This is a genomic window from Micromonospora sp. NPDC023737 (assembly GCF_040639715.1).
Taxonomy (GTDB): Bacteria; Actinomycetota; Actinomycetes; order Mycobacteriales; family Micromonosporaceae; genus Micromonospora.
In genome coordinates this window covers 1-14,417 of the sequence record NZ_JBFAAL010000004.1, presented here as the reverse complement: position 1 = coordinate 14,417, position 14,417 = coordinate 1, and the positions used below count along the sequence as shown (strand labels likewise).

General features: G+C 73.3%; 10 protein-coding genes. 7 read left to right on the top strand and 3 right to left on the bottom strand.

Annotated features, from left to right (window positions below; translation table 11 throughout):
- The first annotated feature begins 33 nt into the window (after positions 1-33).
- From AB0F98_RS11525 to AB0F98_RS11515, 3 genes are all read left to right on the top strand, one after another.
- Positions 34-645 (top strand): TetR/AcrR family transcriptional regulator, encoded by a 612-nt coding sequence (locus tag AB0F98_RS11525; protein WP_357732556.1) that lies wholly within the window; start codon positions 34-36, stop codon positions 643-645.
- Between the two features lie 67 nt (positions 646-712).
- Positions 713-3,514 (top strand): LuxR C-terminal-related transcriptional regulator, encoded by a 2,802-nt coding sequence (locus AB0F98_RS11520; RefSeq protein WP_357732553.1) that lies wholly within the window; start codon positions 713-715, stop codon positions 3,512-3,514.
- Between the two features lie 261 nt (positions 3,515-3,775).
- Positions 3,776-4,663 (top strand): class I SAM-dependent methyltransferase, encoded by an 888-nt coding sequence (locus AB0F98_RS11515; RefSeq protein WP_357732550.1) that lies wholly within the window; start codon positions 3,776-3,778, stop codon positions 4,661-4,663.
- 91 nt (positions 4,664-4,754) lie between these two features.
- Here AB0F98_RS11515 and AB0F98_RS11510 read toward each other — a convergent pair whose 3' ends face one another.
- Genes AB0F98_RS11510 through AB0F98_RS11500 form a run of 3 tightly spaced genes read right to left on the bottom strand, consistent with a single transcriptional unit; the run spans position 4,755 to position 7,960 of the window.
- Complete coding sequence (locus tag AB0F98_RS11510) at positions 4,755-5,828, bottom strand: alcohol dehydrogenase catalytic domain-containing protein (protein ID WP_357732548.1); 1,074 nt, start codon at positions 5,826-5,828, stop codon at positions 4,755-4,757.
- Positions 5,825-7,243: an aldehyde dehydrogenase family protein gene (locus AB0F98_RS11505; RefSeq protein ID WP_357732545.1), complete on the bottom strand. Its 1,419-nt coding sequence runs from the start codon at positions 7,241-7,243 to the stop codon at positions 5,825-5,827. Before AB0F98_RS11505 ends, AB0F98_RS11510 begins: the two co-directional genes overlap by 4 nt.
- 51 nt (positions 7,244-7,294) lie before the next feature.
- A complete protein-coding gene (locus tag AB0F98_RS11500) occupies positions 7,295-7,960 on the bottom strand; it encodes a TetR/AcrR family transcriptional regulator C-terminal domain-containing protein (protein ID WP_357732542.1) in 666 nt (221 codons plus the stop codon).
- Positions 7,961-8,097: 137 nt separating this feature from the next.
- Between AB0F98_RS11500 and AB0F98_RS11495 the strand changes: the two genes are divergently transcribed.
- The 4 genes from AB0F98_RS11495 to AB0F98_RS11480 are packed head-to-tail and all read left to right on the top strand — an operon-like array spanning position 8,098 to position 12,471.
- Entirely contained in the window at positions 8,098-9,246 is a 1,149-nt protein-coding gene (locus tag AB0F98_RS11495; RefSeq protein WP_357732539.1) for an acyl-CoA dehydrogenase family protein, read from the top strand.
- Between the two features lie 47 nt (positions 9,247-9,293).
- Positions 9,294-10,466, top strand: a complete 1,173-nt coding sequence (locus tag AB0F98_RS11490) for an acyl-CoA dehydrogenase family protein (RefSeq protein WP_357732536.1) — start codon at positions 9,294-9,296, stop codon at positions 10,464-10,466.
- A complete protein-coding gene (locus AB0F98_RS11485) occupies positions 10,463-10,927 on the top strand; it encodes a MaoC family dehydratase (RefSeq protein ID WP_357732533.1) in 465 nt (154 codons plus the stop codon). The genes AB0F98_RS11490 and AB0F98_RS11485 overlap by 4 nt, the downstream gene beginning before the upstream one ends.
- On the top strand, positions 10,924-12,471 hold the full coding sequence (locus AB0F98_RS11480; protein WP_357732530.1) for a long-chain fatty acid--CoA ligase: 1,548 nt from the start codon (positions 10,924-10,926) through the stop codon (positions 12,469-12,471). Before AB0F98_RS11485 ends, AB0F98_RS11480 begins: the two co-directional genes overlap by 4 nt.
- Positions 12,472-14,417 lie beyond the last annotated feature (1,946 nt).

Here is a 14,417-nt window from a genome sequence, read left to right as displayed (position 1 = left end):
TGGGCCGCGGCGGTGGTGAGGGGGCGCGAGCGGATGAGCGGGGCGGCGGCTCCGGGCCGCGTCGACGGGCGGACGCTGCGCTCCGAGCGCACCCGCGCGGCCATCGTCGAGGCGCACCTCGACCTCATCTCCGAGGGCGATCTGCGGCCGACCGGTGAGCGGATCGCCGAGCGCGCCGGCATCTCGCTGCGTACGCTCTGGACCAACTTCAAGGACATGGAGACCCTCTTCGAGGCCAGCGGCGCCGAGGTGCTCCACCGGCAGGACGCCGCGTACCGGGCGATCTCGCCGACGTTGCCACTGGCCAAGCGGGTCGACGCGTACTGCCGGCAGCGGGCCCGGCTGCTCCAGCTCATCGCGCCGTCGGCCCGGGCCGCCCAGATGCGCGAGCCGGTGTCCGAGCAGCTGCACCGCAACCGGCTCAAGCACATCGAGCGGGTACGCGACGAGGTCGAGCAGCTCTTCGCGACCGAGCTGGCGCAGGCCGGCCGCGGGCGCAAGCAGGTGGTCGACGCGATCGTGGCGGCGAGCATGTGGCCGGCCTGGTCGATGTTGCGTGACGGTCTGGGGCTCGGCGTGGACCAGGCGCGGGCGGTCATGACGCGTACGGTGCGGGCGCTGCTGGCGCAGGTCGTCGGGGGTTGACGCTCCGCGCGTCCGTCCGGGTCGCCCGCCCCTTTCCAAGCGGGAATCGATAGGTGACACTCGATGCATGGTTGCTGCATCTACAGTGCAAATAACTGTGCTGCGTGGCCGGGACGAGGAACGCCGGGCGATCCGGCGGCTGCTCGGCGGGCTGACCGGCGGCGGGGCGGCCGTCGTGTTTCAGGGCGACCCGGGCTCCGGGCGTAGCGCCCTCGTCGACTACGCCCACCACCACGCCGGGACGTGCGCCGTCCTTGCCTCCGCCGGCCTCGCCGAGGAGGCGACGCTGCCGTACGCCGGGCTGCAACGCCTCCTCGACCCGGTGCTCGACCGGGCCGGCGAACTGCCCACCGCACAGTCGCGCCTACTGCGCCGGGTACTGTCCGGCGCCGGTTGCCCGCCCGAGCGTCAGCTCGCACTCGGCCTGGCCGTCCTGCGGCTGTACGCCGTCGTCGCGCGAGATCGCCCGCTGCTCTGCACGATGGACGACGTCGACCGGGGTGACCGGCCGACCGCCGAGATCCTCGCCTTCGTGGCCCGGCGGCTGGGGCGGATGCCGGTCGCTGTCGTGCTCACCGCGACGTCCGCGCCCCCCGGCGGGCTGCCGACCTATCGGCTGCGCCCCCTCGACGAGCGGGACAGTGCCGCTCTCCTCGCCGACCGACTGCCCGAGCCGCCCGTCGCGCCGGTGACCGCGGCGCTCGCCGCGGCCGCCCGAGGCAACCCGCAGGCCTTGGTCGACCTGGCCGGGGTGCTCACCACGGCGCACTGCCGGGGCGAGGAGCCACCGCCGGTGGCCCCACCGGCCGACGGCGCGCTGGGTCGCGCCTACCGAGCCCGGCTGGACCAGCTGCCGCACCACACCCGCCGGGTGCTGCTGTTCGCCGCGCTCGACGAGGACGGGGCACCGGACGCACTGGTCCGCGCGGCCCGGGTCGGCGGCGCCTCGATCGCCGCGCTCGCCCCGGCCGAGCGGGCCGGGCTGGTCCGGGTGGAGGCACACCGGGTCACGTTTCCCCACCCGGTCGCCCGGGCGGTGATCGTGGCCGCCGCGCCGATCGCCGAACGCCGGGCGGCGCACCTGCGCCTCGCCGGCGTGCTCGACGATCCGGGGCATCGGCTGGACCGGGCGCTGCACCTCGCGGCGGCCGCGGCCGGCCCCGACCCCGCGCTCGCCGCAGAGCTGGAGGCGGCGGCGCTGACCGTCGGCGGCGCTCGGGCGTCGGTCGCGTTGGAGCGGGCCGCCGAACTCAGCGACGACGCCGGCCGCGTCGCCGAGCGGCGGGTGGGCGCGGCCCGGTACGCCTGGTCCGCCGGTGAGACCCGGCGGGCGCGGCTGCTGCTGAGCGGTCTTCCGGTCGAACCGGTCGCGCCGGCCCGTACCGTCCCGGCCGAGCCGGTCGGAACCGGCCTTCCCCCGGGCCCGGTTCCGCCCTGCGCCAGCGGGCGGGCCGACCTGCTGCGCGGCGAGGTCGAGCTGCGCTGCGGCCGTACGCCCGCCGCCGTGCGCGCGCTGCTGGCCGCCGCGGACCGGCTCGCCCGCACCGACCGACCGCTGGCGCTGGCGGCGCTGGCCCGGGCCGGTGAGGCGCTCTGCTTCTCCGGCGAGCAGTACCGTTACGCCGACCTCGCCCGGCGAGGGCGCGCGCTCGCCCGGCCCGGCGAACCACCCGAGGTCGAGCTGACCAGCACCTACCTCGCCGGGGTGGCCGCCACGCTCCGCGGCGACCTGGAGCAGGCCGGACCCGCGCTCCGCCGCGTCGTCGTGCTCGGCGGCCAGCTCACCGGACCGGCGTGTACCCCGGCCGCACTGTGCTGGGCGGCGTCCGCGGGCCTGCTGGTGGCGGTGGACGGCGCGGCGCACCGCCTAGCCGAGCGGGCCGTCGAGCTGGCCCGGGAGCGGAACGAACTCTCGGCGCTGCCACGCGCCCTGGAGCTGCGGGCGATCGCCGAGTACTGGCTGGGCCGGCACGAGGCGGCGGCGGAGAGCTCGCGGGAGGGGCTGCGGATCGCCCGCGCCACCGGCCAGGCCAACGTGGCGGCGGTCCACCTGGGAATGCTCGCGGTGCTCGCCGCCGTACGCGCCGACCGGGACGGCTGCCTGCGCCGGCTCGGCGAGATCGGCGACGGGCCGGCACCGTACAGCCGACCCTGGGCGCTTGCGCAGTGGGCCGTCGCGGTGCTCGACCTGACCGACGGTCGGCACGCCCCGGCCGCCGCCCGCCTCGCCGCGCTCGCCCACCCGGGCACCGGGCGCGGTCAGGTGCTGGTCCAGGTGATGGCCACCCCTCACCTGGTGGAGGCCGCCCAGCTGTCGCACCGACCGGTCGCCGTCGCCGCCCTCGCGCTCTTCGACAGATGGGCCAGCAGCACGGCCAGCCCGTCGAGGCGCGCCCTGTCGGCCCGCTGCCACGCGCTGCTCGCCCCGCGCGGCAGCGACGAGGCCGAGGAGCGGTTCGGCGCCGCGCTGCGGCTGCACCCGGTCGACACCGGCGCCTTCGAGCGGGCCCGTACCGCGCTGCTGTTCGGCCGGGAGCTGCGTCGGGCCCGCCGGCCCCGAGACGCGCGTACCCACCTGCACGACGCCTGGGAGACGTTCACCCTGCTCGCCGCCGGGGCCTGGGCCGACCAGGCCACCACCGAGCTGCGTGCGGCCGGCGAGTCCGTCGGCGCGCCGGACCCGGCCGCCGCGCGGCTGCTGACCGGCCAGCAACTGCGGATCGCGCAGCTGGTCGCCGAGGGCGCGACCAACCGCGAGGTCGCCGCCCGGATGTTCCTCTCCACCCGGACGGTCGACCACCACCTGCGCAACATCTTCCACCGGCTCGGCGTCCGGTCGCGCACGGAGCTGGCCCGGGCGCTTCCGTAGCCGGAGCCGCCTGACCCCGGGACGAGGCCGAACCGAATTGCCAAGTTCAGGAGTGCCTTGGATCACGCCGATAATTCATTGCGCCGCCAATTGCCGCCGTTAGAGTGCAAGGTCGAAAAGCAAGAAAGGCACGCGGTGACTCACGACGTACCACCTGGGGAACGGTTCGCGCTTGCGCGAAAGGCCCAGGAGAACATCGAGAACTGGTCCACGGGAGCACAATTCCTGACGCTGCTGACGGCACTTCATGAACAAGGGTGGATGCGCTTTCTCGCCGAGCCGCGCGACCTCGATGCATTGGCTGTCTTCTCGGGATTCTCGCCGACCCGGTTGGGGGACGTGCTGGCCGTGTTGGAGGAGCACGGCGTCATCGAGCAGCAGGATGGGAGTGTGCGGCTGAGCCCGCCGTTCGAGGCGCTCGACGCCGACGACGCCTGGGTCACGCTGAGCGACGTGCTGGATCGCGCCACGATGATGTCCCGGCTGGTCCGCGCGGCGGTGGAGAAGCCCGGCCCGGTGCCGTCGAGCGAGACCTACGCGCTGGTCATCGCCCGCGCCTTCGGCGGACGGACCACCCGGATCGCCCGGGAGCTGTACGCGCAGCTCCTCGCCGAGCTGCCCGAGGCTGTCGAGGCGATACGCAGCGGGCGGTGGCTGGACGTCGGCTGCGGCGTCGCCGGAACGACACTGACCATGGCCACGATGTTGCCCGAGATGCGGGCGGTGGCGATCGAACTGGTGCCCACGGTTGCGGCCGAGACGGTACGCCGAGCCGAGGCTCTCGGGGTGACCGACCGGGTGGACGTCAGGTGCATGGATGCCCGGGACTACGACGAGCAGGATGCGTTCGTCGGCGCGTTCTGGGCCCAGCCGTTCTTCCCCGAGCCGACCCGGGCCGCGACGCTCGGCATGATCCGACGTGCGCTCAAGCCCGGTGGACTGCTGTTGGTGCAGGAGATGGAGCGAGAGCCGCAGGACGCCGGCCGGTCCGCATACGCCTTGCGGCGGCTCGTCTACCAGGGCTGGGAGGTGCCGTTCGGCCGGCCCGCCGAGCAACTGGTCGCCGAGGCTCAGGCCGCCGGGTTCGAACTGGTACGACTGGCCGCTACCGCCTTCGGCCGCTTCGCACTGCTCCGCCGGCCCGCCTAGCGCCGTCCGACGTTGCCGGCCCGGCTAGCGCCGTCGGCCGCCACCGGCGCGACGCCGCGTCGGGCGGGCGGTCCGGCCGACGCGGGCCGGCTCAGGGGACGACGACGGTGCGAGCCCCCTCGCCCCGGGCCATCCGGTCGAAGGCGGCGGCGGCACCGTCCAGGTCGGTCCGGTCGGTGATCAGCGGGGCGAGGTCCAGGGTGCCGTCGAGCACCGACCGGGCCAGCGCGGGCACGTCCCGGTCCGGATCGGACGAGCCGTAGACGGAGGAGCGCAGCGTGCGGGCCGAGTGGAAGATCTCCAGCGCGCTGAGCGGCACCACGTCGTCCTTGGCGCCCATGCCCACCACGGTCACCGTGCCGCCCCGGCGGGTGGCCCGCCACGCGGCACGGATGGTGTCGCCCCGGCCGACGCACTCGAAGGCGTGGTCGACGCCTCGTCGGCCGGTGCGTTCGCGTACGGCCCGACTGAGTGTGTCGTCGGAGAGCAGGAACTCGCTCGCCCCGGCAGCGAGCGCGAGCTTCGCCTTGGTGGGCGACACGTCGACGGCGAGCACCGGTCCGGCTCCGGCGGCGCGGGCGGCGCCGACGACCGACAGGCCCACCCCGCCGAGACCGATCACGACGACCGACTCCCCGGGCGCCACCGCGGCGGTACGGCGGACCGCGCCGACCCCGGTGAGCACGGCGCAGCCGAGCAGCGCGGCGGCCTCGAACGGCAGCTCGGCGGGGACCGGGATCACCGCGGTCTCGGGCACCACCACCTCCTCGGCGAGCGCGCCGAGGCCGAGCGTGACGTGCAGCGGCTCTCCGGCGGCCGTACGGCCCCGGGCCACCGCGGGCACCCCACCCTGTTCGCAGAGCCACGGCTCGGCGCGTCCGCAGTACCAGCACCGCCGGCACGGCGGCGCCCAGTTGAGCACCACGTGCTCGCCGGACGTCACCCGGGTGACGCCCGTGCCGACCTCGGTCACCACGCCGGCCGCCTCGTGGCCGAGCGCGAGCGGGTACGGCGCGGTCACCGTTCCGTTCACCATGGACAGGTCCGAGTGGCAGACCCCGGCGGCCCGGACGGCCACACGTACCTCGCCCGGCCCCGGGGCGGGCAGCTCGACCTCCTCGACCCGGGGTGGCTCGCCGACGCCGCGTACGACGAGCGCCCTCATCGCTGGATCGCCTTCGTCTGGAGGAACTCGGCCAGCCCGTCGCGGCCCAGCTCCCGCCCGAGGCCGGACTGTTTGTAGCCGCCGAACGGGGCGAGCGGGTTGAACGGCGCGCCGTTGATGTCCACCGCGCCGGTCCGCATCCGCCGGGCCACCCGGACCGCCCGCTCCTCGTCGGCGGACCAGACCGCGCCGGCCAGGCCGTAGCGGGAGTTGTTCGCCACCGCCACCGCGTGCTCCTCGTCGTCGACCGGAATCAGCGCGAGCACCGGGCCGAAGACCTCCTCCTGGGCCAGCGCGCTGTCCGGGTCGACGTCGGCGATGACGGTGGGCGCCACGAACCAGCCGCGCTCGGGCACCGGGGCGTCCGGGCCGCCGCTGACCAGCCTGCCGCCGTCGGCCAGGCCACGGGCGACGTGGTCGAGCACCCGCTCCCGCTGGGTTGCCGAGACGAGCGGGCCCAGCCGGGTGGCCGGATCGAACGGGTCGCCGATCCGGTAGGCGGCGGCGGCCTTGCCGGCCAGCTCCACCGCCTCGTCGTAGCGGGACCGGTGCACGAGCATCCGGGTCCAGGCGGTGCAGGTCTGCCCGGAGTTGAGGAACGCGTTGCCCACGCCGACCTTCACGGCGGCCACCAGGTCGGCGTCGTCGAGGATCACGTTCGCCGACTTGCCGCCGAGTTCGAGCGCCACCCGCGCGATCCGGTCCGCGGCGAGGTGCGAGATCCGGCGGCCGGTGGCGGTGGAGCCGGTGAAGGAGACCATGCCCACGTCGGGGTGGGCGGCAAGGGCCTCGCCGACCACCGGGCCGGTGCCGGTGACGAGGTTGACCACGCCCGGCGGGAAGCCGGCCTCGTGGATCGCGTCGAAGAGCAGGTACGTCACGAGCGGGGTCAGTTCGGACGGCTTGAGCACGACCGTGCAGCCGGCCGCGAGCGCCGGGGCGAGCTTCGCCATCACCTGGTGCAGCGGGTAGTTCCACGGGGTGATCGCGCCGACCACGCCGATTGGCTCCCGGACCACTGTCGAGTTGCCTACCGTCTCGTCGGCCGGGAAGTGGGCGGCCAGTTCGACGTAGCTGTGCAGCACGGTGAGGGGCAGACCGGTCTGGATCCGGGAGGCCACCTTCAGCGGCGTGCCCAACTCCAGCGCCACGGTGCGGGCGATCTCGTCGGCCCTGGTGGAGAGCAGGGCGTGCAGCCGGTCGAGGTGCGCCGCGCGCTGCGCCGGCGGAGTCGCGGCCCACCCGTCGAAGGCGGCCCTGGCGGCGGCCACGGCCCGGTCCACATCGGCGGCCCTGCCGGCCGGCACGGTCGCGATGACCTCCTCGGTGGTGGGGTTGTGCACCGGGAGGGTCTCCCCGTCGGAGGAGGTGACCCAACGGCCGTCGAGATAGAAGTCGGTCCGTGCGAGTTCCATCGCGCCCCTCACGTGCGTCGCCAAAACTAGCGGTGCAAGTTTGGCTCGACCCTAGTACGCGCCGGCGGCCGGCGGGAGGGGCGGTAGCGGCCCGACCTGGCGCTCGTACGTGCGGGAAAGGCCGTCGATGAGCGCGTCCAGGCCGAGGGTGAACGCGCCCTCGTCCACCTGCTGCTGGTGCTCCGGGAGCCGGTGCGCCTGGGTGAGGTGCGGATACTGCTCCGCGTACAGGCCCGGGTCCTCGACGAAGCCACGGGCGAACGAGCCGAGCGCCGAGCCCGCCACGAAGTACCGCATCAGCGCGCCGATGTGGGTGGCCCGGGCCGGCGGCCAGCCGGCGTCGACGAGCCCGCCGTACACCGCGTCGGCCATGGCGAGCGCGGCCGGACGGCGTCCCGGCCCGCGGGCCAGGTACGGCACGATGTTCGGGTGTGCGGCCAGCGCGGCCCGGTAGGACAGACCCCAGCGGCGCAGCGCCTCCCGCCAGTCGACCTTCCCGAAGAACGACACGTTCACCTGCGACGTGATGCTGTCCGCGACCGCGTCCAGGATCTCGTCCTTCGTGGCGAAGTGGTTGTAGAGCGACGGCCCGCGTACGCCGAGTTCGGCGGCGAGCCGGCGGGTGGAGAAGGCCTCCAGCCCCTCGGCGTCGACCAGCGCGGCGGCGGCCTCGATGATCCGCTGCCGGCTGAGCAGCGCCTGCCGGGGCCGGGGCATGCCGTTCTCCTCATTCGCTCGGTTCACCGGGTGGGCAGCCGGCCGGGTGCGGGTCGCCGGCTCTCCGGCGGTCCGCCGGAGACTCTGCCACAACCGGGTCTGGACGGAATTTAACTTGCAGCGCTAGTTTAAGCCTCATGGACCTGCGTCTCTCCGCCGAGCAGGCGGCGGTCCGCCGGCTCGCCGCCGAGTTCGTCGACCGCGAGGTGCGACCTCACGCGGCGGAGTGGGACCGGCGCGAGGCGGTCGACCCCGCGATCGTGGGACTCCTCGGCGAACTCGGCTTCCTCGGCCTGACCATCCCCGAGGCCGACGGCGGCTCCGGCGGCGACCATCTGTCGTACTGCCTGGTGCTGGAGGAACTGGGTCGCGGCGACTCCGCCGTGCGAGGCATCGTCTCCGTGTCGCTCGGCCTGGTGGCCAAGTCGATCGCCGCGCACGGCACCGCCGAGCAGCGGGCACGCTGGCTGCCCGAGCTCTGCTCCGGTGCCGCTCTCGGTTGTTTCGCCCTGACCGAACCGGACAGCGGGTCCGACGCCGCCGCGCTCGCCACCCGCGCCGTACGCGACGGCGACGACTGGCTGCTCACCGGCACGAAGACGTTCATCACCAACGGCACCACCGCCGACGTCGCGCTGGTCTTCGCCCGTACCGGCGACCCGGGCCACCGCGGCATCACCGCGTTCCTGGTGCCCACCGGCAGCCCCGGCCTGGACCGCCGCGAGATCCACGGCAAGCTGGGCCTGCGCGGGCAAGCCACCGGGGAGCTGCGCCTCGACGGGGTACGTGTACCCGACACGGCCCGCCTCGGCGACGAGGGCACCGGATTCCGGCTCGCGCTCGGCACCCTCGCCAAGGGACGGATGTCGGTCGCCGCCGGCTGCGTCGGCATCGCGCAGGGATGCCTGGACGCGGCGGTCACCTACGCCGGGCAACGCACCCAGTTCGGCAAGCCAATCGCCGGGCACCAACTGGTGCAGCAACTGCTCGCCGCCATCGCGGTCGACACCGCCGCCGCCCGGCTGCTCGTCTGGCAGGTGGCCGACCTCATCGACCGCGGGCAGCCGTTCGACACCGAGGTGTCCATGGCCAAGCTCTTCGCCAGCGAGGCCGCCGTACGCGCCGCCAACAACGCCGTGCAGGTGTTCGGTGGGTACGGCTACATCGACGAGTACCCGGTCGGCAAGTACCTGCGCGACGCCCGCGTCGCCACCCTCTACGAGGGCACCAGCCAGATCCAGCAACTGCTCATCGGCCGCGCGCTCACCGGTGTGAACGCCTTCTGAACGCGCACAGGCACGCGTACACCCACCCCACCACCCCCGGAGGAACCATGGACTTCGCGCTATCCGACGAGCAGCGGGCCATCCGCGACACGGCCCGCGACTTCATCGCCCGGGAGGTCGTGCCGCTGGAGCAGGAGCTGCTGCGGCGGGAGCGGGCACACCAGCCCGGGCTCGAGCGCGGCGAGCTGCGCGAGCTGCAGCTCAAGGCGCGCAAGTTCGGCTTCTGGGGCCTCGCGACACCCGAGGAGTACGGCGGGATGGACCTGCCGGCCGTCACCCAGTCACTGATCTGGACCGAGATCGGCCGCTCGTTCGTGCCGTTCCGCTTCGGCGGCGAGGCGGACAACATCCTCTTCTACTGCAACGAGGAGCAGAAGCGGGAGTTCCTGCTGCCCACCATCGAGGGGGAGCGGTTCAGCTGCTTCGCGATCACCGAACCCGGCGCCGGCTCGGACGCGGCCAACATCAAACTCAGCGCCCGGCGGGACGGCGGCGACTGGGTGCTCAACGGCGAGAAGACGTTCATCACGGGCGGCAACGAGGCCGACTTCGCCATCGTCATCGCGGTGACCGACCCGGAGAAGGGCGCCCGTCGTGGCGGGGCCACCGCGTTCCTGGTGGACCGGGAGATGGGCTGGCGCTCCGAGTTCATCCAGACGATGGGGGAGGGCGGCCCGGCGTCGCTGGTCTTCGACGACGTGCGGGTGCCCGACCGCAACATCCTCGGTGAGCCGGGGCAGGGCTTCACGCTCGGCATGGAGTGGATCGGCAAGGGCCGCTACACGATCCCGTCGCACGCGGTGGGCATCGCCGAACGGGCACTGGGGATGGCGATCGCGTACGCCAACACGCGCGAGACGTTCGGCCGCCCGATCGGCGAGAACCAGGCGATCCAGTGGATGATCGCCGACTCGGAGACGGAGCTGGAGGCGGCCCGCCTGCTCATCCTGCGGGCGGCGTGGACGGTCGACCAGGGCCTGGACCCGCGGCATGCCTCCTCGATGGCGAAGCTCTACGGCGCCGGCATGGTCAACCGCGTGGTGGACCGCGTCATGCAGATCCACGGCGGCATGGGCTACACCCGCGAACTGCCCATCGAGCGGTGGTACCGGCAGGTCCGGCTGTACCGGATCTTCGAGGGCACCGACGAGATGCAGCGGCTGATCATCTCCCGCGACCTGCTGCGCGGCTACACGAAGCTGGGAGGGCAGCTGGCATGAGGACCTTCGACTCCATCGACGACCTGGCCACGGCGGTCGGCGAGACCCTCGGTCCCGGCCCGTGGCAGCCGATCGACCAGAAGCGCGTCGACCTGTTCGCTGACGCCACCGACGACCACCAGTGGATCCACGTCGACCCGGAGCGGGCCGCGACCGGTCCGTTCGGCGGCACCGTCGCCCACGGCTACCTCACCCTGTCGCTGCTGCCCGCGCTGGCCGGCGCACTCTACCGGGTGCGGGGCGTCGGGATGGGCATCAACTACGGACTCAACCGGGTGCGGTTTCCCGCCCCGGTGCGGGTCGGCAGCTCCGTACGAGCCAGCGCCACCATCGCCGAGGTGTCCGAGGTGGACGGCGGGGTGCAGATGGTCAACGTGGTCACCGTCGAAACCGACGCGGGCGGTAAACCGGTCTGCGTCGCCGAGACGGTCAGCCGCCTCTACCGGGAGGTGGCCCGGTGACCGCCCTCTCGCTCGCCATGGTGCTCGCCGAATCGGCCCGTCGGCATGCCGACACCGTCGCCGTGGTCGACGGCGAGGCCCGGGTGACGTACGCCGAGCTGTGGCTGGAGGCGCGCAGCTACGCCGCCGGGCTGCGGGAACTGGGCGTCGCCCCCGGCGACGCGGTGGCCCTGCTCGCCCCGAACGTGGTCGACTTCCCGCGCGTCTACTACGGCGCGCTCGCCGCGGGCGCGGTGCTGGTGCCGGTGCACCTGCTGCTCACCCCGGACGAGGCCACGCACGTGCTGCGCGACAGCGGGTCGAAGGTGCTGGTCTGCCACACCTCCCAGCTCGCCCTGGGTGCGGCGGCCGCGGCCGCCGCCGGGGTACGGCTGGTGACCGTCGGCCCGGCCGCGCCCGGCGTCGAGGCGGCCCGCCTGGAGGACGTGAGCGAGGCGGTGCCGCCGCTGCCGTCGTACCTGACCCGCGAGGCGGAGGACGCCGCGGTGGTGCTCTACACCAGCGGCACGACCGGGGTGCCGAAGGGTGCCCTGCTCACCCACCTCAACCTCGTCCTCAACGCCACGGTCAACGTGTTCGACGCCAACGACGCGCGCGGCGACGACGTGGTGCTCGGCTGCCTGCCGCTGTTCCACAGCTTCGGCCAGACCGTGGCGATGAACGGCACGTTCCGCATCGGGGCGACCCTGGTGCTGCTCGCGCGCTTCACCGGTCCGGACGCGATCGACCTGATGCTGCGTGAGCGGGTGAACGTCTTCCACGGTGTACCGACCATGTACGTGGCGCTCCTGGAGGCCGCCCGGGGCCGGGACGACCTGCCCCGGCTGCGGCTCTGCGTCTCCGGCGGGGCGTCGTTGCCGGTCGCCGTCCTGGAACGCTTCCACGCCGCGTTCGACACGACCGTCTTCGAGGGGTACGGCCTGTCGGAGACGTCGCCCACGGCCACCACCAACCAGCCGCACTTCGGCACCCGCGCCGGCACCGTCGGCCACCCCGTCTGGGGCGTGGAGGTGGAGATCGCCCGCGCCGAGGTCGACGACCGGATCGAGCTGCTGCCCGCCGGCGAGCTCGGCGAGATCGTCATCCGGGGCCACAACGTCTTCGCCGGCTACCTCGGGCGACCCGAGGCGACCGCGGAGGCCGTGGTCGACGGCTGGTTCCGCAGCGGCGACCTGGGCCACAAGGACGCCGACGGGTTCGTCACCATCGTCGACCGGAAGAAGGACATGATCATCCGGGGTGGCTTCAACGTGTACCCCAGAGAGGTCGAGGAGGCCCTGGCCCGCCACCCGGCCGTCGGCCAGGTCGCGGTGATCGGCCTGCCCGACCCGCGCCACGGGGAGGAGGTCTGCGCGGTGGTGGTACCCCGCCCGGCGACGGACGTGCCGAGCGAACAGGAGTTGATCGACTGGGCGCGGGAGCACCTCGGCCGGCACAAGTACCCCCGCCAGGTGCGCTACGTCGACGCCCTGCCGATCGGCCCCAGCCACAAGGTGCTCAAGCGGGAACTGCGCCGGACGATGACGCCGGAGCCGGTCGACTGACCCGGTGGCCTGACGGTGGAGCCTGCGGGCCGGGCTCCACCGTCAGCCGTCTGTCCCGCGCCACGCGCCCCCGCCGCTACGGGCGGGATCGGTTCGAGGTGACGGTCTGGGTGCGGCTCTGTGTTCGGGCGACGGTCCGGCGGGTGATCGACTCAACTTCCTTGATGTCGGGGTGTCCGGCACGCTCGGATGCCCCGACTTCATGGAGGTCGAGTTGACCATGGGTGGGTGGGGCGTTCCGGTCCGGTTCGTGGGCGGCCACCGGGTGCAGTTGCGTGGGCGGCCACCGGGTGCAGTTGCGTGGGCGGCCGCCCGCTTCGTGGTCGGTCCGGTTTCGCTGCTGGCCTCTTTGGCTGGTTGAGCGGCTCGGATGGTGCAGAGGGTGGTGTCGGGCCGCGGAGGGCTGATCGACTCGGGGCCAAGGGCTGGGTCAGCCGCCTGGATGGTTGATCTCGTCGGGTCGAGTGGGATGGCCTGGGTGGTTGCTCTCGTCGGCTTGAGGCCCGCGCGGGTGGCTTGGGTGGTTGATCGGATCGGTTGGGGCCGCGCGGGTGGCTTGGGTGGTTGATCGGGTCGGGTTGGCGCCGTGCGGGCGGCCCAGATGGTGAACGGCTGGGTTGGGGCCGGGTGGCTGGCCTGGGTGGTCGATCGAGTCGGGTTGGGACAGTGGGTGGCCTCTGGGTGGGTTGATCGACTCGGGTTCCTTGATGTCGGGGTGTCCGGCACGCGTGGATGCCCCGACTTCATGGAAGTCGAGTTGACCATGGGTCGGGTGGGGGCGGGTGTCGTGTCCGGCTCGTGGGGCTGGCGGCCACTGGCTGCGGTTGGGTGTCGGGGCGGTTGGGTGGTCGGGCGGTTGCGTGGTGGTTAGTTCTGGGATCGGCGCCGGTCTCCGGGCTGGCTGGTTGGCCCGGATGGTTCCGGAGGGTCGTGTCGGGCCTTCGGAGGGTTGATCGTCCCGGGTCGGAGCGGTGTCGGTAGCCGCGGGCCGTTGATCGACTCGGGTTCCTTAATGTCGCGGTGTCCGAGGCGTGCCGATGCCCCGACTTCATGGAGGTCGAGTTGACCATGCGCTGGGTGTGGGGGGCTGGGTGTGTGGCCGGTTCGTGGGTGGCGGCCACCGGCTGCGGTTGGGTGGTCTGGCGTTTGCGCCGTGGTCGGTCGGGTTTCGCCGCCGATCTCTCGGCTGGTTGATCGGCTCGGCTGGCCCAGAGGCCGTGTCGGGCCTCAGGGGTCGATCGAGTCGGGTTGGGTCGGGTGGTGGCCTCTGGGTGGGTTGATTGCCTCGGGCTGGGGTCTTGGTGGTGGCCCCGAGCAGGTTGATCGACTCGGGTTCTTTGATGTCGGGGTGTCCGGGACGCGTGGATGCCCCGACTTCATGGATGTCGAGTTGACCATGGGCGGGGTGTGGGGGTGGCTGGGCGTGGTGTCCGGTTTGCGTTCGGGGGGTGCCGGGCTGCGGGTGGGGTGGTTGGGTGGTTTGGTGGGGGTTGGGGGTGTGACCGGTGGCATCCCGGGGCCGGAATGGTGGCCGGGCCGGGGGCGTTGAACACCCCTGACGGTCGGGGTAGCAGCCCGCCGCGACGGCAGATCAAGACGGCCGGTCCGGTGAGGCTAGGCCCCCGGGAACGATGACGGCCCGCCCGTCGTTGAACACGGTCCCGGCCACGGCCAGGCGAGCCCGGAAGGGCCCTGGCAAAACCCGGGAATGATGACGGCCGGCTGGTCGTTGAACCCGGTCCCGGCGTGTGAAGCCCCCCGGCTTCGCCCGACCGCCTGGACTTCCCCCGGCCCCCCGTGAAACCGAATCCCCCTGTGGTTGGCGGGTTTGCCGGTCTCAGACTTTCCCCCCTTTCGAAGCGCCGGTTCGTGGCGCTGACCCACACCCCCGGTGGGTCATCACCCCCGAAGGAGCTTTGATCATGAACACGATCATGCGTAAGAGC